The sequence below is a fragment of the Rhodanobacter thiooxydans LCS2 genome (genome assembly GCF_000264375.1).
In the GTDB taxonomy this organism is placed as follows: Bacteria; Pseudomonadota; Gammaproteobacteria; order Xanthomonadales; family Rhodanobacteraceae; genus Rhodanobacter; species Rhodanobacter thiooxydans.
In genome coordinates, this window is the sequence record NZ_AJXW01000047.1 from 1 (window position 1) to 21,594 (window position 21,594).

Sequence of the window (21,594 nt, forward strand, 5' to 3'; positions counted from 1 at the left end):
GCGCTCACCCCAACCTACGCGGCTGCGAAAACCAACGCCGGCGGCCCGTGTCCGCCCTACGCGGCTGCGGGTGGGTCAAAACCGCCGTTTTTTTTGTAGGAGCGCGCCTGCGCGCGATGCTCTTTCGCTACCTGACGAAGAACATCGCGCACAGGGTGCGCTCCTACAGCAACGTGGTGTGGGTCAGGTTTTTTGCGGCAACCGCCCGTGCAGCGTAGCGGCATCGAATGGACCGGCCTGCGCGACCAACTCGCGCGCGGCACCCACCTGGTCCCACGTGTTCCATAGCAGCACGCCGCGCACGCGGCCACCGTCCAGGTAATACACCACGCCCTCGCGGTTCGGCTCACGCCAGTCCTCGACCACCTCAAGGCGCGTGTCGAGCAGGCCGACCGCCTCGTAGCCGAGGTCGAACAGGTCCGAATAGAAGAACGGCAATACGGTGTATTCCCCGGCCACGCCGGCCATCGCGCGGCCGGCATGGCGGCCCATGCTGACCGCCGCGTCCTCGTGCTCCACGCGCAGGCGCCGGCCCAACGCCGGATTGTGGAAATTGGCCACGTCGCCGGCGGCCCAGATGTCCGCATCGCTGCTGCGCAGCTGCGCGTCGACCACGATGCCGTTGTCGATGGCGAGCCCGGCCTGTTCGGCCAGCGCGGTGTTCGGCGTCACGCCGAGGCCGGCCACCGCCGCCTCCACGCGCAGCAGGCTGCCGTCGGACAGCGTCAGCTCGACGCCACCATCGGTAGGGTTGCTGCCCTCCACGCGCACGCCGCTGCGCACGTCCACGCCGCGATCGCGGTAGTACGCGTCGAGATAGCGCGCCAGGCCCTCGGGGTAGCGCCCCGCGCCGATCGTCCCGCCGGGAAACAGCAGGCTCACCTTGCAGCCGAGGGCGCACAGCGATGCGGCCAGTTCGCAGCCGATGAAGCCGCCGCCGATCACCGCGATGAAGGCGCCAGGCTTGGCGTAGCGCCGCAAGGCCTGGTAATCGTCCAGCGTGCGGAAATGGATGATCCGCTCGCCGCCCTCGAACGGCAGCCGGCGCGGGGTGGCGCCAGTGGCCAGCAGCAGGCGGCGGTAGCGGTAGCTGTCGCCGTGGTCGTCGCGCGCCGTGCGCGCCACCCGGTCCAGCAACTCGATGCGCCGCCCCATATGCAACACAGCGCCGCTGGCCGCGGTGGCCAGGTCGATGTCGGCCACCGACTTGTCGCCCTTCCACAGCGCCTTGGACAGCGGCGGTCGCTTGTATGGCGGCTGCGCCTCGGCGCCGACGAGGCCGACGTTCGCCGCGGGATCGACCTCGCGGATCGCCTTGGCGGCCGCATCGGCGGCCATGCCGCCGCCGATGATCAGGTAATCGTGGACGTGTTCCATGAGCTTCTCCCGGGCCGACGGATCGGCCCATGATGCACCACCGCGATCGCGGTGGCGTGAATCAGGCGCAGCCGACGAGACGGCTCGACGTACACTGGATGCATCATCCCGGGAAAACGTTCCATGACGCTCGCCGAAACCCTGCTGATCATCCTGGTCATCCTCGCCGCGCTGGTACTGCTGTTGCAGGTCGCGCTGCTGCTGCGCGGCCGCGGCGACCCTGGCCTGGGCGCGAAACTCGATGCCCTGAAGGACGACAGCGCCCGCGTCGAACGCACCCTGCGCGAGGAGCAGCGCGCCGGGCGCGAAGAGCTGCAGCAGGGCTTCGACCGCTTCCGCGGCCACGTGGGCGAGCAGCTCGGCGACATGTCGCGGCAGCAGGCCGAGCGCATCGACGGCTTCGGCCAGCGTCTCGCCGCGCTCACCGACGGCACCAGCCAGGGCCTGCAGACGCTGGCGCAGCAACTCGCCGAGGACGCGCGCAAAAGCCGCGCGGAAACCACGCTGGCGCTCAACCACTTCGGCGAACAGCAGCAGCAACGTCTCGCCGCGCTCACCGCCGACAACGAGAAACGCATGGGCGAGGTGCGCGCCACGCTGGAGACCAAGCTCGGCGCGATCCAGCAGGACAACGCGGCCAAGCTGGAACAGATGCGTGCTACCGTCGACGAGAAGCTGCACGCCACGCTGGAAACCCGCCTCGGCGAGTCCTTCAAGCTGGTGTCCGAACGACTGGAAGCGGTGCAGCGTGGGCTGGGCGAGATGCAGAGTCTGGCCACCGGCGTCGGCGACCTCAAGCGCGTGCTCGGCAACGTGAAGACACGCGGCGTACTGGGCGAAACCCAGCTCGGCGCGCTGCTCGAACAGCTGCTTGCGCCCGACCAGTACGCCGCCAACGTGGCGGTAGTGCCCAACGTCGACGCGCGGGTCGAATACGCCATCCACATGCCCAACGGCGTCGATGGCGCTGCGCTGTGGCTGCCGATCGACGCCAAGTTCCCGCTCGAGGATTACCAGCGCCTGCAGGACGCCCAGGAAAACGCCAACGCCGTCGCCGCCGCGGACGCCGCCAATGCGCTGGAACGGCGCGTGCGCGAGGAAGCCAAGCGCATCCGCAGCAAGTACGTGGTGCCCCCGCACACGGTGGATTTCGCCATCCTGTTCCTGCCCACCGAGGGCCTGTTCGCCGAAGTGCTGCGGCGACCGGGCCTGTTCGAGTCGCTGCAGCGCGACCATCACATCACGGTCGCCGGGCCGACCACGCTGGCGGCGATCCTGACCAGCCTCAAGGCGGGCTTCCGCACGCTGGCGATCGAAAAGCGCAGCAGCGAGGTATGGCAGCTGCTGGGCGCGGTCAAGACCGAATTCGGCAAGTTCGGCGCGGTGCTGGACAAGGTCAAGAAGAATCTCGACCAGGCCAGCAACCAGATCGACGCGACCGGCGTGCGTACCCGCGCCATCGAACGCAGGTTGCGCGGCGTGGAAACCGCGCCGGGCGACGTCACCCGGCAACTGTTGGACGACGTGCCCGCACCGGACGACAGCGACGACGACACCGAGACCTGACTTCCCCGTCGCACCCGGACCTGCGCCGGCTTGGCGCGGACGTTAAACTGCCCTATCCGCCTACCCGAGACCCCCCATGAGCGACCAGCGCAACCCTAACGATGTCAGCCAGGAGCAGGCCGAGGAGGCGGTGCGCACGCTGCTGCGCTGGGCCGGCGACGATCCCGCTCGCGAGGGCCTGCTGGACACCCCAAAGCGGGTGGTGAAGGCGTACCGCGACTGGTTCTCCGGCTACGAATCCGACCCGGCCGACTACCTGCGCCGCACCTTCAGCGAGGTAGACGGCTACGACGAGATGGTGGTGCTGCGCGACATCCAGTTCGAGAGCCACTGCGAGCACCACATGGCGCCGATCATTGGCCGTGCCCACGTCGGCTACCTGCCGACCAACCGGGTGGTCGGCATCAGCAAGCTGGCACGCGTGGTGGACGGCTTCGCGCGCCGCTTCCAGGTGCAGGAGACGCTCACCGCGCAGATCGCCCAGTGCATCCAGGAGACCCTGCAGCCAGCCGGCGTGGCGGTGGTGATCGACGCCAGCCACGAATGCATGACTACCCGCGGTGTGCACAAGCGCGGGGTATCGATGGTGACCAGCCAGATGCTCGGCACCTTCCGCGAGGATGCACGCACCCGCGCCGAGTTCCTGCAGTTCATCGGCATCCACGGCGGCCACCGCTGAACGTGCGGCTGGCTGCGGCGCTGGCGCTGCTGCTGGCTGCGGCGACCGCGCTGGCGCAGGACACGCGTTCGGAGTACCTGCAGATGTTCGACCGCGACGGCGACGACCGGGTCAGCGAAGCCGAGTACCTGGCGTACATGGGTCGCGGTTTCCAGGCGATGGACCGCAACGGCGACGGCATCCTCGAAACCGACGAATTGCCCGGTGGTCGCGGCCAGCCGATCACGCTCACGGAATACCGGGACAACCTGCGCCGGCAGTTCCACCAGCTCGACCGCGACCACGACGGCTACCTCGACGCCCGCGAACTGACCGCGCCGCCGCGCTGAACCTTATCGCGGTGAAGCCGGTGGCGTGATCCCGACACGCGCACAGAGGTCCGCCATGCGCGGATCGGCACGGAAGGCATCCAGGATCGGATTGACCCCGAGCGCGTCGAGATAGCGCGCGTGCTCCCGCTCGGCACGATCCAGCCACGCGAAAACCTGTCCGGCATCGCCCAGGCCGGCGTGGACCTGGGCGATGTCGCAAGGCGGCACGTAGCGATGCCGTGACCGCTGCAGCAATGCGTCGAGTTCCGCCAGCGCCTCGTCGCGCCGGCCGGCCACCGCGTGGGCCCAGGCCACCAGCCACGCTGCACCGCCGTCGCCCAGCAGCTCGTTCGCGCGCTGCGCGCTGGTCGCGGCGGCGGCATGTTCGCCACACGACCCGAGTACCTGGGCCAGCCAGTAATGCGCCATCCAGTAATGCGGCTCGCGTTCGATCGAGTCGCGCAGGTGCCCGATCGCCCGCGCGTACTGGCGATCCCAGTAGTAGAGAAAGCCCTCGGTAACGTCCATCGGCAGCGAGGTCGGGTCGAGTTCGCGCGCACGCCGGATCTGCGTGAAGGCTTCGTCGGGCCGCGCCGACGTCATCAGCAGGATCGCGTAGCGGTGCCGGGCGTTGGCGCAATTCGGATCCAGCTCCAGCGCACGGCGGTAGGCCAGTTCGGCGCCGCGCCGGTCGCGCTCGTACTGCACCAGCGCGTGGCCCAGCGCATAGTGCGCCACCGGCAGGCGCTCGTCGATCGCCAGCGCGTGCAACGCCGCCTCGAGCGCCAGTGGACCCACCTCGTGTGGCGGCCGTGCACCCATCACACCCTGGAGCGTGTAGACGTCGGACAGCTCCGCATGGGGCAGCGCATAGCCCGGATCGAGCGTCAGGGCCTGCCTGAAGCAGGCGATCGCCTGCTTCAGCCCCGACGGCGAACGCTGCTCGACGAGGAACCGCGCCCGTGCGTAACAGCGCCAGGCGTCGGGATCGTCGGTGTAGCGCCGGGTCAGCCGGATACGCTCGTCATAGGTCAGCCGCAATGCCAGCGCGGCAGCCGCCTTCTCCGCCACCGCGTCCTGCAGGGCAAACGGGTCATGGGCCTGCGTGTCGAAGATCTCGGCCCATTGCTGCCGGCCTTCGGCGACATTCAGCAGACGCAGGCTGATCCGCACGCGGCTCGCCGCCTGCTGGATCGTCCCGTCCAGCACCGCGTCCACGCCGAGCCGGCGCCCGATCTCCAGCGGATCGCGCTGCGCTCCGCTGAACCGGTACACGGCCGACAGGGGCCGCACCACCAGTTCGCCAAGGCCGCTGAAGCGGGTGATCAGGGTATCGGCCACGCCGGTCTGCAGTACTTCGTCCGCAACCGGCTGCAGCAGCCGGAACGGCAATACCGCCAGCGTGCGCAACGGCTTCGCCGCCAACGCCGGATCGGTCGACGACGCCACGCGCACCGGCGCAACGAACCGGTAACCCCGCCCCGGCACGGTCAGGATGTAACGATGTTCGCCGCGCGTTTCACCCAGCGCGCGGCGCAGGGCCGAGATCGCCTGGTTGAGGTTGTTCTCCTCGACCACCCGCGACGGCCATACCGCCTGCATCAACTCGTCCTTGTCGATCAGTTCGCCGCTGCGCGCGAGCAGGTGCAGCAAGGTGTCGAAGACCCGTGGCGTCAATGCCACCGGCGTGCCGTCGCGCGATAACGCATGCGTGGCGTCATCCAGGCAGAAATCGCCGAACGCGTAACGAGCCACACCTGTCTCCCGGAGGGCAACACGTCAACTTTCAGGAATTTTCAGGCCGATTCTAAGGACTTCGCCGACCGCCGGCGCAACAGTCGCGGCACGGCGACGCCCCGCATGGGCGCCGCCTACCCTCCCCCTCCGCGAGGTCCATGTCATGAAGATGCGCTATCAAAAAACGTCATTCCTGGTTGCCGCCGCCCTCGTGGCGATCGCCGGCATCGGTACCACCGCCGCGGCCACCACCATGCCGGCCTCATGGCTGCCGACCCCGCTGCGACTGACCGGCGTGTGGGACGTCAGCGTGACGCTGCGCAACTGCGTCAGCGGCCACGCCTTCGCGACGTTCCCGGCAATGAACCAGTACGCGGCAGACGGCAGCGAGTCCGAGGTCGGCGTCAACACGCCACCCTCCCTGCGTTACCCGAGCTTCGGCGTCTGGAGCTTCATCGGCCTGCAGAAATTCGCGTCGGAATTCCAGTTCTTCCGGTTCAACCCGGACGGCAGCTACGCCGGCATCCAGGAGGTCAAGCGGACCATCACGCTGAGCACCAACGCCAACAGCTTCACCAGCACCGCCACGGTCGCGATCTACGACCCGGCGCACCATCTCCTGAAGAGCGGCTGCGCCACCGAAACCGCGGTGCGCCGCTGATCGATCAGCGGCCCGTGTCGCGCTCCTCCCCTGGGCGCAGGGGGAGGAGCGCATGCATTTCAGGCGGAAATCGCCAGACGCTCCGAACGGTACAGCTGGGCGGTCGCCAGCAGCGCGATCAGCGCCGCCGCCAGACTGCCGGCCAGGCACAGGCCGATCTGCGCGGCGCTGACGCCGTCGCCGCGCAGCAGCTGCATGATGCCGAGGTTCTGGCCCAGGAGCGGCACCGCGTACATCCACGCCTGTGCCTTGATCGGCATGAACGACAGCAGCAGGCTGGGAATGATCGGCACCAGCATCAGCAGCGAGATGTAGGTCTGCGCCTCGCGGTAGCTCTTGGCGAACGCCGCCACCATCGACTGCAGCGCGGCCAGCAGCAGCACCAGTGGCAGCATCAGCAGCAGCACGCAGGTCGCGAAATGCAGGCCCAGATCCAGCTCCATGCCGATCTTGCCGGCCGGAATGAACTGCCCCACCACGGCGAACGCCAGCAGGGTGATCAGCAGGCTGGCGACGGAGAACGCGCAGATCGCCGCCAGCTTGCCGCACAGGATCTTCCAGCGCGGCACCGGGTTGGCGAACAGCGGCTCCAGCGACTGCCGCTCGCGCTCGCCGGCGGTCAGGTCGATCGCCAGGTACATGCCGCCCATGAAGATGGTGATGACGAAAAAGTACGGCAGCATCGCGAACATCAGTACCGCGCGCGACTGCGGCGTGGCCTGGTCGCGCCGGGCCACCTGCAGCGGCCAGGCCGTGCCCGGCGACATGCCGCGCGCGACCAGCCGCATCGCGCCCTGCTGGCGCGCGTAGCTTTCGACCAGCTGGCTGACCCGCTCCACCGAGCTGTTCGCCTCGCGCTGCGAGGAGTCGTAGAACAGCTCCACCTGCACCGGCTCGCCCCGGCGCCAGGCCTTGCCGTAGTCGGCGCCGATGCGCAGCACCACGTCGGCGTTCTGCTGGCGCACGGCCCGGGCGGGGTCGACCACCGGCGCGCCCGGCACCACGCCGCCGGCCTTCAGCGCGTCGAGCAGGTTCGGCGCGTACTCGGCGCCGATCACCGGCACCGGCAGTGGCTTCTCGGCCTTGTCCAGTTCGCGGTTCAGGGTGAGGTTGATCAGCATCACGAACAGCAGCGGCCCCAGCAGCGGGCCGGTGAGGAACGCACTCATCAGGGTGCGGCGGTCGCGCAGGTTCTCGGTCACTTCCTTCAGGAACACGGTGAGGAAGGCGCCGCCGCGCCGGGCTTTCGAAGGGTTCGTGCTCATGCCGCCAGCCCCTCTTCGCTGCCGATGATTTTCACGAAGGCATCCTCCAGGTTGGATTCGCCGGTCTGCGCGCGCAGCGCGTCCGGCGATTCGTCGGCCACCACGCGACCGTGCGCGATCACCACGATGCGGTCGCACAGCGCGGCGACCTCCTGCATGATGTGGCTGGAAAACAGCACGCAGCGGCCCTCGTCCTTCAGCCGCCGCATGAACTGGCGCAGCGCGCGGGTGGCCATCACGTCGAGGCCGTTGGTCGGCTCGTCGAGGATCACGTTGCGCGGGTCGTGCACCAGCGCGCGGGCAATCGCGGTCTTCACCCGCTGGCCCTGCGAGAAGCCCTCGGTGCGGCGGTCGGCGATGTCGTCCATCTCCAGCGCCTTGACCAGCGCCTCGCGCCGGCTCGCCAGCAGCTCCTCCGGCAGGCCGTGCAGGCGGCCGAAGTAGTCGATGTTCTCGCGCGCGCTGAGCCGCTTGTACAGGCCGCGCGCATCCGGCAGCACGCCGAGCCGACGGCGCACGCCCAGCGGATCGACGGCCGCGTCGATGCCGTCCACCAGCACCTGGCCGCGGTCGGGCGTCATCAGCGTATAGAGCATGCGCAGCGTGGTGGTCTTGCCGGCGCCGTTGGGGCCGAGCAGGCCGGTGATCTCGCCGTCGCGGGCGCTGAAGCTGACGCCGTCGACGGCTTTCACCGAGCCGAACGCCTTGTGCAAATCCCTTACCTCGATCATGGCGCCGCTCCTTAAGGGGTCGAACCGTTGAAGTCGATGAAGATCGGCGTCGGCTGCAGCCGGTCCAGGCAGCTCGCGTCCAGCGTCTTCGGGTCGAGCTTCTCGACGAAACGCTGGATCAGCTGCGGCGTGCAGCCGGCCGCCATCACGCTGTGCGCCTGGCCCTTGAGCGTCAGCACGCGCGCGTTCGGCAGGCCTTTCGCCACCGCCTCGGCATAGCGCGGCGGGGTCACCGGGTCGTACTGGCCGGCCAGCAGCAGCACCGGCTTGTCGGTCTTCAGCGGCGCATGGAAATCGGCCGGCCGCGTGCCCTTGGGCCACACCGAGCAGACCGCCTTCAGCGCATCGACCATGCGCGTGCCGAGGATGGTCTGCGCGTCCTGCGGGCGCGTCGTCAGCAGGTCGGCATCCTCGCTGCAGATGACCGAGTACTGCATGCCGCTGCCCATCAGTTCGGACAGCTCGCCGGACAGCAGCTTGGCCTGGCCCAGCAGCGGGCCGACGTCGCCGCGGGCGGCCGCGTCGATCGACAGCGGCAGCAAGGCGGCGGTGGCCGGCGTGTAGGCGAACATGCGCACGACGCTGGCCAGCGAGTCCTCGTCCAGCATCCGCTTCACCGTCTGGTAGCTCTGCGGGTCGCGAAAGCTGACCTGGTGCGGGTTGGCGCGCAGCGCATCGCGCAACTGGTACAAGGTCTGGTCCGGATCGCCGAAGTGCTTCTTGCAGGCCGGCTCGGCGGTGCAGCGGGCGAACTGCGCCTTCAGTGCGTCGTCCAGGTTGCGCGCGAAATCCTCGCCCAGCGCCAGCGCGTTCGGCACCGCGCTGTCCAGCACCACGCTGCGCACCGCGCCCGGGAAGCGCCTGAGGTACTGCTGCGCCATCCGCGTGCCGTACGATACGCCGAGCAGGTCGAGCGGCGGCGCGCCGAGCGCCTGGCGCACGTCCTCCAGGTCCTGCGCGGCGACCGTGGTGGTGTAGTAGCGCGGATCGGCGTGACCGGCCAGCTGCTTCAGGCACTCGGCGGCGGCGGCGCGCAGCTTGCCGGCGTCGAACGTGCTGTCGTCGGCGGGCGTCGTCGCCTCGGCGGACCCCTTGCAGTCCAGCGCATTCGAGCCGCCGGTGCCGCGCTGGTCCAGCAGCAGCACGTGGCGATGCGCCAGCAGCGGCTTGAGCACCGACGCCACCAGGCCGGCCGAGTCGGTCGCCGCCTGGCCGGGGCCGCCGGCGAGAAAGGCCAGCATGTCCGGGCTTGCCACCTGCGCGCGCGAGCGCAGCACCGCCAGCTTCAGCTTGATCGTGCGGCTGTGCGGATCGGCGCGGTTCTCCGGCACCGGGAACTCGGCGCACCACGCCGCCGTGCTGAGCCCGCTGTTCGGCTGCACCAGTTCGCATGCCGCCAGGGTGACGGCACCCAGTTGCCAGGTGGCCGGGCTGGCCGGCGTCACCTTCGCGGCGACAGCCGGCGCAGCCGCGCTCGCGGTTGCCGGCGGCGCCTGATCCTTGTTCTGTTCGCCATGCCGAGCGCTCTGGCTGGCCACGAAGATCGCCACCGCGATGGCGAACGCCGCACCGATGCGTGCTCCGGGTTTCATGCTCACCTGCTGCTCCCTGGGTCAAAAATCGATTCAATCGGACGTCCAAACAATTTCGCGATCCTGAACGCCAGCGGCAGGCTGGGGTCGTACTTGCCGGTCTCGATCGCGTTGACGGTCTGCCGCGACACATCCAGTTGCTCGGCCAGATCGGCCTGCGACCAGCCGTGCTCGCCGCGCAGTTCGCGCATGCGGTTATGCATGGCGGCGGTAGCGCCAGACGACCAGCAGCTTGGCGAGGCCGAACGTCACGAACAGGCACGGCATCACCCAGATCGCCACTGCCCCGCCGCGCACCTGCCAACCGACATCCGCCAGCAGCAGCAGGCCGAAGCTGAAGAAGCCGAACCCGGTCGCCATGGCGGCTATCGCAAACGATTCCAGGTCGATGCGCCGCTCCAGCTCGTCCTGATCGCGCAACACCCGCACCATCGCGCGGATCGCCAGCACGATCGGCAGCAGCGGCAGCAGCGCCAGTGCCACCCGCCACGGCAGGCCGGCGGTCTTCGGCAGCAGCAAGCCCGACAACACGATCAACACCACGTAGGCCAGCATCGCCGGGAGGAATTCGCGCAGGTAGCGTTTATGGACGGCACGCATGGCAGGCTCACGTGGTGGCGGCGAACAAGGACTCAGGCGTCACGGGACCGCGCGCCAGCAGCGCGGCGGCGGCGCCAATGGAGGGCGCCTTGCACCAGCACGACCAGCACCGCCGCTGCCGCCATGCCCACGAACATCCCGCTGTCGAAGGCGTCCTGACGGCGCCAGGCAAGCCACCCCACCACGGCCACCAGGCCGGCGACCAGCAACAGGCGCCAGCGCAGCGCCATGCCGGCATCGTCGCCGGCGCAGGTCGGTTCGTTGCCGTAGTGGCGCACCACCCACCATCGCGCCACTTGATAGCCGACCACCATGAGCGGAAATACCCAGAGCAGGATCGAGCCATCCAGCGGCACGACACCCGCCGCCGCCAGGAAGCCGCCGACCAGGCTGGCCACGCCCACGACGGCCGTGGATGCCCCCAGCGCGATCAGGTGCGTGCGCTGCTCCAGCTCGTCGCCGTGCCGCACCCGCTGCGCCATCTGCCAGATCACGTAGAACACCGGCAGCGTCGGCAGCAGTGCCAGCACGACCCGCAGCGGCAGGCTGGCGGCGCCGCGAACGAGCGGCCACGCCAGCAGCAGCACCACGACATACAGCACCATCGCCAGCGCCACCCGGCTCCGGTAACGCCCTTCGGTAAAACGCGCCATGCCGCCGTCCTCACCGGTGATTCCAGATGACCGCCGGCGCCCCTGCGCGCATGGCGATCCCCCGCTGTCATGTCAAGCGAGCTTGACAATTGCAGGTTAGACAACCTTCCCGGCAAATGTCAAGGACGCTTTACAAGACGGCCCCAGCCGATGCGCAAACGGTCGCGAAATGTGAAAACGGGATGATGACTGCGTATTGAATAAGTGACATAGTTCGCAGTTTGAGGTGCCGATTTTTGTCAGGGAAGACTGACAAAACACGCGGAATCCTTGCCCAGCCTCAAATTCCGCCTTCTCGCGAGCGGCCTGGTGCCTGACGTAACCGTTTACATGCCGATATTGGCATGCCGTTTGCTTTAAGGCCCTGCGCCAGTCCATCAAATCCACCCGGAGAGAATCGTCATGATGTTCAAGAAAACCCTGCTCGCCGCCGCCGTATTCGCTCTGGGCGGTTTTGTCTTCCCCGCCGGTGCCGCCACCAATCCGGCCACCAGCACCTTCCAGGTCAAGCTGAAGATCAACAAGGCCTGTACCGTCTCCACGGGCGCCGCGCTGGACTTCGGCAGCACCGACGCCAACTCGACCGGCGACCTCACCACGTCCGCCAGCAATATCAACGTCACCTGCTCGAAGAAGACCGCCTACAGCGTCGACCTGACGCCGACTTCCAACAGCGCTGACGGCACAGGTTCCATGAAGGGCGGCATCGTTGGCAACACCGACACCATCGCCTACGCGCTGTATCAGGACAGCGGCGACACCACCGCCTGGGGCAACGGCGCCAACACGCTGAGCGCCACCAACGGCCTCGTCGTCGGCAACGGCACGGCGCAGAACTACACCGTTTACGGCAAGGTGCTGGGCACCAACCTGAACGTCCAGCCCGATACCTACACCGACACCGTCACTGTCAGCGTGGCTTACTGAGTCGATGATCAATCGCCCGCTGTGCAGGCTGCTGCTGTGCGCCGGCCTGGCCTTGGTCGGTGCCGGCGCGTGGGCCAGTGGTCTGCAGGTTGCGCCGGTTTCGCTGACCTTGCAGCCCACGCAGCATGCCGACGGACTGTGGCTCAGCAATACCGGCACCGACCAGATACACGCGCAGGTGCGCGTGTATCGCTGGACACAGGTCAATGGTGCGGACCAACTGACGCCCTCGCAGGAGCTGGTGATCAGCCCACCGATGCTTGGTATTCAGCCGGGCGGCCGGCAGCTGATCCGGGTGATCCGGATCGGTGCGCCGCCCTCCGGCAACGGCGCCGTGGAAGCCGCCTATCGTCTGGCCATCGATGAACTGCCGGTGCACACACCGGGCAAGCGCGGCTTGCAGTTCGTGTTGCATTATTCGGTGCCGGTGTTCGTGGAGCCTCAGGGCGAGGCGGCCGCAACGGTCAACCTGCACTGGCAGCTGCAGCGTGATGGCGACCACATGACACTGATGGTGTCCAACACCGGCACCGGCCACGCGCAGCTGGCCGAACTCATCTACGTAAGTGACAAGGGCAAGCGCACGACCATCGCCGGCGGCCTGCTGGGCTATGTCCTTCCCGGCGCCACCATGCGCTGGCCGCTCAAGCAGCCGGCTTCGGTCTTCACCGAAAACGGCACGTTGGAGGCAGCGATCAATGGCGCGCAGGCCACGCAAACGCTCTCGCTGGCCGATCGCGCTCGCTGAGTCGCTACTGCTGCCCTGCCTGCTGGCCATCGCCACGCGCGCGACGGCGGCAGACGCGGTCCGCAGCCCCGACAGCGTGGACGGCTCGGCCCTGGCGGCCGATCCGGTCGGTGCGATGGCCACCATCGACGCCACCGATCTGTACCTCGACCTGATCATCAACGGCACCGAGCGGGGGCTGGTGCATCTCGGCTACCGCGACGGCACGCTGTGGGCCACGCGGGCGACGCTGCAGCAGCTGGGTTTCATGCTGCCGACGGACAGCCCCGATCCCGTCCGCCTGGACAGCTTGCCGGGCGTACAGGTGCGCTATGACGCTGAACAACAGTCCGCGACCTTGACCGTGCCGCTAAAGCTGTTGCACCTGTCCACCAGCGTGCTCAACGCACAGAGCGCCCCGGTTCCCCACGCCAACGCCTCGCCCGGCGCGCTGCTCAACTACGACATCTACGCCACGCGCGACACCCAGGGCAGCGCCAGCGCGAGCGCGTACACGGAACTGCGCGTGTTCGGAGGCCCCGGCACGCTGAGCAGCACCGGGCTTTCGCAGACCAGCCGTACGAATGGCGACTGGCATGGCCGCTCGGTTCGCCTGGATACGACCTGGAGCATGTCGTTCCCAGAACGGATGCTCACCATGGATGTGGGCGACACGCTGACCGGCGCCACCGCGTGGTCGCGTCCGACCCGCATCGGCGGCGTGCAGATCGGCACCAACTTCGCGCTGCAGCCTTACCGCGTCACCGCGCCGCTGCCGCAATTCCTCGGTCAGGCCACGCTGCCCTCGCAGGTGGAGCTCTACGTCAACGGCATGAAGCAGTACAGCGGCCAGGTGCCGGTCGGCCCGTTCCAGCTCAACGCGGTACCGGGCATCAGCGGCGCCGGCAATGCCCAGCTGGTGTTGACCGACGCGCTGGGCCGCGTCTCCACGGTGGACTTCTCGCTGTACAACACCCAGCAGCTGCTGCAGAGAGGGCTGACCGATTGGTCGGCCGGGTTTGGCTTCGTGCGCGAGGATTACGGCCTGCGGTCGTTCTCCTACGGCCGCGACCCGATGGCCAGCGGCAGCTGGCGCCGCGGCCTCACCGACCAGTTCACCGCCAGTGCCCACGCCGAGGTCACGCAAGGTTTGGCCAATGCCGGTGTCGGCGGCGATTGGCTGCTCGGCCATGCGGGCATCGTGTCCGGCTCGGTGGCGCGCAGCCAGCATGGCGGGCTCGACGGCTCGCAGCTGAGTCTCGGCTACCAGTGGATCAACAGCCGCTTCAACTTCGGCGTGCAGGGTACCCGCAGCAGCAGCGGCTACCGCGACGTGGCCGCGCTGTACGGCAGTCCGTCGCCGCGGTTGAGCGCCAGCGCGCAGGCCGGCATGAGCACCGATGGTTTCGGCAACTTCGGCGTCAGCTATGTGCACCTGCGCTACCTGGAACAGACCAGCCGCTACGCCAGCGGCTACTGGTACAAGTCGCTCGGTCGCAGCGCCTCGATCAGCCTGAACCTCAACCAGAACCTGGACGTGTCGCGCGACCGCAGCGTGTTCCTGAGCTTCAGCCTGACCTTCGATGCGCGGACCTACATGAGCGCCGGCGTGCAGCGTCAAGGCAACCGCAACCTGTTCGATGCCAGCATTTCCCGCTCGCTGCCCACCGACGGCGGGTTCGGCTGGCGCGCGCAAACGCAACAGGGCGACGGCAGCCACGGCGGCCTGGCCGAACTGGATTACCTGGGCCGCTACGGTCAGGCGCAGGCCGGCCTCATGAATTTCGGCGGGAGCAGCAGCGCCTATGCCGGCGCCAACGGTGCGCTGGTGCTGATGGGCGGCCACGCGTTCGCTGCGCGCAGCATCTACAACGGCTTCGCGCTGGTCTCCACCGATGGCATCCCCGACGTGCCGGTGAAGCTGGAGAACAATCTGGTCGGCCATACCGACCGGCAAGGCCTGCTGCTGGTGACACCGCTCAATGCGTACCAGAACAACAAACTCAGCATCGACCCGATGCAGTTGCCGGCCGACGTGCGCATCGGCCACGTGGACACCAACGCCACGCCCGTCGACCGCGCCGGCACCCTGGTGAGCTTCGGCATCACCCCGGTGCGCGCGGCCTCGGTGCTGCTGCGCGACGACGCGGGCAAGCCGCTGCCGCTGGGCAGCCAGGTGCGCCTGCGCGGCCAGGCCGGCGACCCGGCGCTGGTCGGCTTCGACGGCGCGGTATACCTGGACACGCTGGACAGGCACAACGTGCTGGAGGTCAGCCTGCCCGAAGGCGGCACCTGCAACACCGGATTCGACTATCGCAGGCAGGGTGACGGCATCCCGCAGATCGGGCCGCTTACCTGCACCAAGAAGGGGGCGCCATGAACCGTCGCATCCATATCTACCTGTGGTTGGGCGCGCTGTTCGTCGCCTGCCAGTGGCTGGCTCCCGCCAGCATGAGGCCATTGCGCACCACGCTGGCCAGCGTGCCCGACATCACTTGCACTGCGATCACGACCAGCATCAATTTCGGCAACGCCGACCCGACCCTCGGCCTTACCTACCTTTCGAACTTGAACAGCGACGTCAACCTGAATACCACGGGTTTCCTGACCTACTACTGCACGAACGCCTCATCGGCTTCGCAAAACATCGACGTGTGCATAAGTATCAGCAATCCCGGGGGTTCCAGTCAGCGATCCATGAGCGGACCGAAAAACGGCTCGCTCGATTATCAACTCTACAAAGATGCCGGCAAAACCCAGACTTGGGGCAGCAACACGTCCAGCAAATGGGGCACGCCTTACATCGGCACCGTGGCAGTGCCTGCCAATGGCACATCAGCTCCCATCACGCTACCGATCTACGCCGCCATCGACAGTAGCCAAGGCATCAGCTGGACAACAAAGAAGACCGGCCCATACAGCGCTACTTACGGCAACAGCGACGTAGCCTTCGACACCGGACCGGCGAACACTGGCTGCAACAACGCTTCGGGTGGAGGCACCATCAGCGGTTTCCAGGTATTGGCCAACTTGGTTCCGACTTGCCAAGTCGCCACCAATCCCCTGGATTTCGGCGGACTCGACGGTGACCCCAGCAATGCAACCGCCACCACCACGCTTACGGTCAGTTGCGTGAGCGAGATCGGCTATCGCGTCGGCCTGGACAATGGCAAGAATTGGGATGGCACCACCCGACGCATGCGCGGTGGCCCCACGCACAGCGACTACGTTCCGTACCAGCTGTACCGCGGAAACTGCAGTACGGAGTGGGGTAATACCGACGGCACCGATACGCAAACCGGCACCCAGCCGTCGCAGATGTTTACCGTGTGCGGCAAGATTCCGCCCGGTCAAGGCTCTGCGACGCCTGGCGACTATTTCGACGCTGTCACGGTGTACGTTTACTACTGACGGATACTCGGCAAATCTCATTCGCGCTCGTCAATAGACCACGCGTACCACCGCCGTATCCTCGTAATCGCCCGTCGGGACCTTCTGCCCAGCGGGCACCGAGCCCGAAACGGCCAGGTGAATCGCCGTGGGGCCAAGCCCCTTGACATGGATCGCCTCGCCAGCCGGCCAGAGGTTGCCGTTCGCGCGCAGTTCGTAAGCCATGCGGACGCCGGACTGGCTGCGCATGGTGCGGTCGCCCTCGAGATAGACGGCGGCGGGCGTACCCCGCGCACACGTCACATCAATGGAGCCGGGCGATGCCGTGCCCGTGGCCGCACCGCCCGTGGTGTAGGGCGCCAGGGTCAGCGGCTGGGTTTGCACGCTGCACGAGGCCACCACGGTCACCGAGATCCGGAAGCTGGCCGTAGCCTGGCCGGCGACGGAAGGAAACGAGACCAGGGCGATGGCTGCCAGAAAAGTGGAAAGCAGCATCGGGACCAGCGCTCTCGACCCGCCAGCCCGTCCGCCGCGACCGAATGCGCGATGGATGGCTTCCCGGCAACGGCGACGCCCCGCCCACAAACCGACTGACCATTTCATTCCGTTCACCTCTCCAGGTGCCCCGGCCATGACGGGGTTCCTTGAGTGGCTTTCGGCGCGCTCCGCCCGAGCTTTACCGGCTTGAGCCCGCCGACGCCGGAAAACGTGACGTGGGTCACGTTAATGGCGGGTCGGGGCCGAACTTCGCCGCAGCCACCTGTCGCATCGTCGATTTACCCTGCGCCGCGTGATCTGCGCGTGAGGTGACGCGCGCAGGAAACACCGCCGGCGGCCTACCCCCATGGCGTGGGGTCGGGCCAGACGTCATATCGGCGCGAAAGCGGCGAGCTTTATCAACGCGAGGAGACGTACTTCTCGCGGCGGATCTGCGGCACCGGCAGGCCGGATTCCTTCAGCACGTTGAAGGCGGCGTCGACCATGTTGGGGTTGCCGCACAGGTAGGCGATGTCGCGGTCGGCATGCGGGGCCAGTTCGGCCAGCACGTTCTGCACGTAGCCGTAGCGATCGGTGGGGCGGGGCAGCACGCGGGCCTCGCGGCTGAGACAGGCATGGAAGGCGAAGCCGGGGTGGGTGCGGGCGAACGCCTCGAACTCCTCGCCGTAGAGCAGCTCGCCCTCGTTGCGTGCGCCGTACAGCAGCACCACGTCGCGGCCGCCCTGCGCCAGCAGCTTCTCGATCTGCAGCAGCATGGCGCGGTAGGGGGTGACGCCGGTGCCGGTGGCCAGCAGCAGGTAGCGCGGGTGGGTGTCGGCCTCCTGCAGGCAGAAGCGGCCGTAAGGGCCGCTGGCATCGATCACCCCGCCGACCGGCAGCTCGCCGAGCAGCTGGGTGGCGGCGCCCCCGTCGACGTAGCTCACCGCGATCTCGATGCGCCCGACGGTCACGGACGCGCCCGGCGAGCTGCTGTCGCCGGTGGTGGCGATCGAATAGCTGCGCTTGGTTGCCGTGCCGTCGTCGTAGTGGAAATGCACCTGCAGGAACTGCCCAGGCTGGAACACCAATGGCTGGCCGTCGACGCGCTCGAACACCATGTGGCGCACCGCGGGCGCGAGCATGCGGCTGTCGACGAGACGGAGCTGGAAGTGGTCGGCCATGGGGCGGGTTCCGGAAACGGTGTGTGCCGTCCGGCAGGGCCGGACGACGGGACGTAGCCCGCTATAATAAGGGCTAACCCCCTCGGTGCAGCCCATGTCCCCGCAGTCTCAAGATAAGGCCCCGGCGCTTGTCGTCGACAACCTGCGCAAGACCTACGGCAACGGCGTCGAAGCGCTGAGGGGCATCAGCCTGACCGTGCAGCCTGGCGACTTCTTCGCCCTGCTCGGCCCCAACGGTGCCGGCAAGTCCACCCTGATCGGCATCCTGTCCTCGCTGGTGAACGCCACTTCCGGCGACGCACGGGTATTCGGCATTTCGGTGAACCGGCAGCGCAGCGAGGCGATGAAGCTGATCGGACTGGTGCCGCAGGAGATCAACTTCAACCAGTTCGAGAAGCCGTTCGACATCTGCGTGAACGAGGCGGGCTTCTACGGCATCCCGCGCAAGATCGCCGCCGAGCGCGCGGAGAAATACCTGAAGGAGCTGCGCCTGTGGGACAAGGCGCAGATGCAGGCACGTACGCTGTCCGGCGGCATGAAGCGGCGGCTGATGATCGCCCGCGCGATGATGAACGAACCCAGGCTGCTGATCCTCGACGAGCCCACCGCCGGCGTCGACATCGAGATCCGCCGCTCGATGTGGCAGTTCGTCAGCGCCATCAACGCGGCCGGCACCACGGTGATCCTGACCACGCATTACCTGGAGGAAGCCGAGTCGTTGTGCCGCAACATCGCGATCATCGACCACGGCACGATCATCGAGAACACCAGCATGAAGCGCCTGCTGGCGACGCTGGACGTGGAAACCTTCGTGCTGGACGTGACCACCATCCCGGCCGAGCTGCCGAGCATTCCCAACGTCACCCTGCGCCGCCGCGACGAACACACGCTGGAGGCCGAGATGGCCCGCTCGCACGACCTCAATTCGCTGTTCGCGACGCTGTCCGTGCACGGCATCGCCGTGACCTCGATGCGCAACAAGACCAACCGGCTGGAGGAGCTGTTCGTGCGGCTGGTGGAGAACGGCCGGCACGAACCGGGCCGGGAGCGCGCCGCATGAGCAGCAACGCCGCCGCCAACCTGGTCGCCCTCAACACCCTGGTGCGCAGGGAGATCGTGCGCATCATGCGCATCTGGACGCAGACGCTGATCCCGCCGGCGATCACCATGACGCTGTACTTCGTGATCTTCGGCAAGCTGATCGGCAGCCGCATCGGCACCATCCAGGGCGGTTTCAGCTACATGCAGTACATCGTGCCGGGACTGGTGATGATGAGCATCATCACCAACAGCTACGGCAACATCTCCAGCTCGTTCTTCGGCGCCAAGTTCAGCCGCGCGGTGGAAGAAATGCTGGTGTCGCCGATGCCGAACTGGGTGATCCTCACCGGCTACGTGGCCGGTGCGGTGGTGCGCGGCCTGGTCGTCGGCGTACTGGTGCTGGTCATCGCGCTGTTCTTCACCGACCTGCACGTGGTGCACCCGCTGATCACGTTCGCCTCGGTGCTGCTGGGCGCCACCATCTTTTCGCTGGCCGGCTTCGTCAACGCGGTGTACGCGAAGAAGTTCGACGACATCGCGCTGGTGCCCACCTTCATCCTCACCCCGCTGACCTACCTCGGCGGCGTGTTCTATTCCGTCACGATGCTGGGCGAACCGTGGCAGGCGATCTCGCGCGCCAACCCGATCCTGTACATGGTCAACGCGTTCCGCTACGGCGTGCTCGGCATCAGCGACGTGCACGTGGGCTGGGCCTTCGTGGTGATGCTCGGCTTCGTGGCGGCGCTTACCGTGTTCGCGCTGCAGCTGCTCAAGCGCGGCGTGGGGCTGCGCTCCTGAAAAAGCTGCAGGAGCGCACCCTGCATCGAGGGTGGAAATGCGCGTCAACAAATACATCAGCGAAACCGGCCTGTGCTCGCGCCGCGAGGCGGACGAGCTGCTGCTGGCCGGGCGCGTCAGCATCAACGGCGCGGTAGTCACCACCGGTGCCAAGGCGCTGGACGGCGACGAGGTGCGCGTGGACGGCGAGATCGTCAAGGCGCGCATGCTGGCCGCCACGCCGGCGGCGAAGAAGGCCGTCTACATCGCGCTGAACAAGCCGGTCGGGATCACCTGCACCACCGATCCGGGCGTGTCCGGCAACATCGTGGGCTTCGTCGACCACCCGCAGCGGATCTTCCCGGTCGGCCGGCTGGACAAGGATTCCGAAGGGCTGATCCTGCTGACCAGCAACGGCGACATCGTCAACGAGATCCTGCGCGCGGAGAACCACCACGAGAAGGAATACCTGGTCGGCGTGAACAAGGCGGTCACCGACGAATTCCTGGCCGGCATGGCGAAGGGCGTGCGCGTGCACGGGCAGATGACGAAACCCTGCCGCACCCGCCGCATCGCCAAGTTCGGCTTCTCGATCGTGCTGACCCAGGGCCTGAACCGGCAGATCCGCCTGATGGCTGCCGCGTTCGGCTACCGGGTGACCCAGCTGCGCCGCGTGCGCATCGACAACGTGAAACTGGCGCACCTGAAGGTCGGCCAGTGGCGCAACCTCACCGAGGCGGAGTTGAAGGGTCTGCTGCCCGGGCGCACGCAGTGGTGAGCGTGCGTCAGGCGGCGGGCAGGCTCTGCAGATCCCAGCGCGGGCGCACTTGCACGGTCTCGTCCTGACGCTGGCCGCTGGCCAGGCGGATCGCGCCGGCCAGCGCGATCATCGCGCCGTTGTCGGTGCAGAAGTCCAGCCGCGGGAAATACACCCGGAAACCGTCCTTTTCGCCGGCTTTGGCCAGCTCGCTGCGCAGGTGGCGGTTCGCGCCCACGCCACCTGCGATCACCAGCCGCTGCGTGCCGCTGGCCGCCAGCGCCCGGCGGCACTTGATGACCAGCGTATCGATGATCGCCTCCTCGAACGCGCGCGCGATGTCGGCGCGGGTCTGCTCGCCCTGGTCCGACTTCTGCCAGGCCAGCAGCACCTGGGTCTTCAGGCCGGAGAAGCTGAAATCCAGCCCCGGCCGGTCGGTCATCGGGCGGGAGAAGCGGAACGCGCCGCCCATACCCTGCGCGGCCAGCTTCGCCAGCGCCGGGCCGCCGGGGTAGGGCAGCCCCATCAGCTTGGCGGTCTTGTCGAACGCCTCGCCGGCGGCATCGTCCAGGGTGTCGCCCAGGATCGTGTAGCGGCCGATCGCCTTGACCTCGACCAGCATCGAGTGGCCGCCGGAAACCAGCAGGGCCACGAACGGCGGCTCCGGCGGTTCCGCCTCGAGCAGCGGCGCCAGCAGGTGGCCTTCCATGTGGTGCACCCCGATCGCCGGCACGCCCAGCGCCCAGGCCAGCGCACGCCCGGCGGAAGCACCGACCAGCAAGGCGCCGACCAGGCCGGGACCGGCGGTATAGGCCACCCCGCCCAGGTCGTGCACGGTCAGCCCGGCCTGGGCCAGCGCCTCGCGGATCAGTGGCAGCAGCTTGCGCACGTGGTCGCGGCTGGCCAGTTCCGGCACCACGCCGCCGTAATCGGCATGCAGCTTGATCTGGCTGTACAGGGTGTGCGCCAGCAGGCCGCGGCCCGGCGCCGCCGGCTCCCAGCGCAGCAGCGCCACCCCGGTCTCGTCGCAGGAGGTTTCGATGCCCAGCACCGGCTTGTTCGCCGGCTTTGAAAATTCTGTGATATCCACGGTATAATTCGCGGCTCGCCCTATTTGACAGTCCCGTACCAGCGGGCAGATTACC

At 67.8% G+C, this 21,594-nt stretch carries 22 protein-coding genes; 11 read left to right on the plus strand and 11 right to left on the minus strand.

Annotation, left to right across the window (positions count from 1 at the left end; translation table 11 throughout):
- Window positions 1-183: 183 nt before the first annotated feature.
- A complete protein-coding gene (locus UUA_RS10475) occupies window positions 184-1,377 on the minus strand; it encodes an NAD(P)/FAD-dependent oxidoreductase (RefSeq protein ID WP_008436623.1) in 1,194 nt (397 codons plus the stop codon).
- 123 nt (window positions 1,378-1,500) lie between these two features.
- On the opposite strand from UUA_RS10475, the gene UUA_RS10480 reads away from it, so the two are divergent.
- From UUA_RS10480 to UUA_RS10490, 3 genes are all read left to right on the plus strand, one after another.
- A complete protein-coding gene (locus tag UUA_RS10480; RefSeq protein ID WP_008436624.1) occupies window positions 1,501-2,943 on the plus strand; it encodes a DNA recombination protein RmuC in 1,443 nt (480 codons plus the stop codon).
- 76 nt (window positions 2,944-3,019) lie between these two features.
- Complete coding sequence (folE, locus tag UUA_RS10485; RefSeq protein WP_008436625.1) at window positions 3,020-3,622, plus strand: GTP cyclohydrolase I FolE; 603 nt, start codon at window positions 3,020-3,022, stop codon at window positions 3,620-3,622.
- Between the two features lie 2 nt (window positions 3,623-3,624).
- Window positions 3,625-3,951, plus strand: a complete 327-nt coding sequence (locus UUA_RS10490; protein WP_008436626.1) for an EF-hand domain-containing protein — start codon at window positions 3,625-3,627, stop codon at window positions 3,949-3,951.
- 3 nt (window positions 3,952-3,954) lie between these two features.
- Here the strand turns inward: UUA_RS10490 and UUA_RS10495 are convergent, their stop codons facing one another.
- Window positions 3,955-5,688: a winged helix-turn-helix domain-containing protein gene (locus tag UUA_RS10495; protein WP_008436627.1), complete on the minus strand. Its 1,734-nt coding sequence runs from the start codon at window positions 5,686-5,688 to the stop codon at window positions 3,955-3,957.
- A 145-nt stretch (window positions 5,689-5,833) separates the two neighbouring features.
- Between UUA_RS10495 and UUA_RS10500 the strand changes: the two genes are divergently transcribed.
- On the plus strand, window positions 5,834-6,331 hold the full coding sequence (locus UUA_RS10500; protein ID WP_008436628.1) for a hypothetical protein: 498 nt from the start codon (window positions 5,834-5,836) through the stop codon (window positions 6,329-6,331).
- 59 nt (window positions 6,332-6,390) lie between these two features.
- Here UUA_RS10500 and UUA_RS10505 read toward each other — a convergent pair whose 3' ends face one another.
- From UUA_RS10505 to UUA_RS10530, 6 genes are read right to left on the minus strand one after another with little or no spacing between them, the layout of a single operon-like run.
- Window positions 6,391-7,596 (minus strand): ABC transporter permease, encoded by a 1,206-nt coding sequence (locus UUA_RS10505; RefSeq protein ID WP_008436629.1) that lies wholly within the window; start codon window positions 7,594-7,596, stop codon window positions 6,391-6,393.
- Window positions 7,593-8,327, minus strand: coding sequence for an ABC transporter ATP-binding protein (locus tag UUA_RS10510; protein ID WP_008436630.1), 735 nt, complete (start codon window positions 8,325-8,327; stop codon window positions 7,593-7,595). The genes UUA_RS10505 and UUA_RS10510 overlap by 4 nt, the downstream gene beginning before the upstream one ends.
- An 11-nt stretch (window positions 8,328-8,338) precedes the next feature.
- A complete protein-coding gene (locus UUA_RS10515) occupies window positions 8,339-9,919 on the minus strand; it encodes an alpha/beta hydrolase (protein WP_008436631.1) in 1,581 nt (526 codons plus the stop codon).
- A 2-nt stretch (window positions 9,920-9,921) separates the two neighbouring features.
- Window positions 9,922-10,122 (minus strand): helix-turn-helix transcriptional regulator, encoded by a 201-nt coding sequence (locus UUA_RS10520; protein WP_193385131.1) that lies wholly within the window; start codon window positions 10,120-10,122, stop codon window positions 9,922-9,924.
- Window positions 10,115-10,519 carry a hypothetical protein gene (locus UUA_RS10525; RefSeq protein ID WP_008436637.1) on the minus strand — a complete coding sequence of 135 codons (405 nt, stop codon included), beginning with the start codon at window positions 10,517-10,519 and terminating at the stop codon, window positions 10,115-10,117. The genes UUA_RS10520 and UUA_RS10525 overlap by 8 nt, the downstream gene beginning before the upstream one ends.
- Window positions 10,520-10,551: 32 nt before the next feature.
- A complete protein-coding gene (locus UUA_RS10530) occupies window positions 10,552-11,172 on the minus strand; it encodes a hypothetical protein (protein WP_008436638.1) in 621 nt (206 codons plus the stop codon).
- A 402-nt stretch (window positions 11,173-11,574) separates the two neighbouring features.
- Between UUA_RS10530 and UUA_RS10535 the strand changes: the two genes are divergently transcribed.
- The 4 genes from UUA_RS10535 to UUA_RS10550 are packed head-to-tail and all read left to right on the plus strand — an operon-like array spanning window position 11,575 to window position 16,237.
- Window positions 11,575-12,099, plus strand: a complete 525-nt coding sequence (locus UUA_RS10535; RefSeq protein WP_007514014.1) for a Csu type fimbrial protein — start codon at window positions 11,575-11,577, stop codon at window positions 12,097-12,099.
- Between the two features lie 4 nt (window positions 12,100-12,103).
- Entirely contained in the window at window positions 12,104-12,847 is a 744-nt protein-coding gene (locus UUA_RS10540) for a fimbrial biogenesis chaperone (protein WP_008436639.1), read from the plus strand.
- Entirely contained in the window at window positions 12,798-15,206 is a 2,409-nt protein-coding gene (locus UUA_RS10545) for a fimbria/pilus outer membrane usher protein (protein ID WP_008436640.1), read from the plus strand. Before UUA_RS10540 ends, UUA_RS10545 begins: the two co-directional genes overlap by 50 nt.
- The gene (locus UUA_RS10550) at window positions 15,203-16,237 is read left to right on the plus strand and encodes a Csu type fimbrial protein (protein WP_008436641.1); all 1,035 of its coding nucleotides are present in this window, start codon (window positions 15,203-15,205) and stop codon (window positions 16,235-16,237) included. The genes UUA_RS10545 and UUA_RS10550 overlap by 4 nt, the downstream gene beginning before the upstream one ends.
- Window positions 16,238-16,267: 30 nt before the next feature.
- On the opposite strand, the gene UUA_RS10555 is transcribed toward UUA_RS10550, so the two are convergent.
- Window positions 16,268-16,711 carry a spore coat protein U domain-containing protein gene (locus UUA_RS10555; RefSeq protein WP_008436642.1) on the minus strand — a complete coding sequence of 148 codons (444 nt, stop codon included), beginning with the start codon at window positions 16,709-16,711 and terminating at the stop codon, window positions 16,268-16,270.
- Between the two features lie 401 nt (window positions 16,712-17,112).
- The gene (locus UUA_RS10560) at window positions 17,113-17,874 is read right to left on the minus strand and encodes a ferredoxin--NADP reductase (protein WP_008436643.1); all 762 of its coding nucleotides are present in this window, start codon (window positions 17,872-17,874) and stop codon (window positions 17,113-17,115) included.
- Window positions 17,875-17,968: 94 nt separating this feature from the next.
- Here UUA_RS10560 and UUA_RS10565 point away from each other — a divergent pair, with 94 nt between their 5' ends.
- Genes UUA_RS10565 through UUA_RS10575 form a run of 3 tightly spaced genes read left to right on the plus strand, consistent with a single transcriptional unit; the run spans window position 17,969 to window position 20,470 of the window.
- A complete protein-coding gene (locus UUA_RS10565; protein ID WP_008436644.1) occupies window positions 17,969-18,934 on the plus strand; it encodes an ABC transporter ATP-binding protein in 966 nt (321 codons plus the stop codon).
- Window positions 18,931-19,713 (plus strand): ABC transporter permease, encoded by a 783-nt coding sequence (locus UUA_RS10570; RefSeq protein WP_008436645.1) that lies wholly within the window; start codon window positions 18,931-18,933, stop codon window positions 19,711-19,713. Before UUA_RS10565 ends, UUA_RS10570 begins: the two co-directional genes overlap by 4 nt.
- 37 nt (window positions 19,714-19,750) lie before the next feature.
- Complete coding sequence (locus tag UUA_RS10575) at window positions 19,751-20,470, plus strand: pseudouridine synthase (RefSeq protein ID WP_008436646.1); 720 nt, start codon at window positions 19,751-19,753, stop codon at window positions 20,468-20,470.
- A 7-nt stretch (window positions 20,471-20,477) separates the two neighbouring features.
- Here the strand turns inward: UUA_RS10575 and tsaD are convergent, their stop codons facing one another.
- Window positions 20,478-21,539 (minus strand): tRNA (adenosine(37)-N6)-threonylcarbamoyltransferase complex transferase subunit TsaD, encoded by a 1,062-nt coding sequence (tsaD, locus tag UUA_RS10580; RefSeq protein ID WP_008436647.1) that lies wholly within the window; start codon window positions 21,537-21,539, stop codon window positions 20,478-20,480.
- Window positions 21,540-21,594 lie beyond the last annotated feature (55 nt).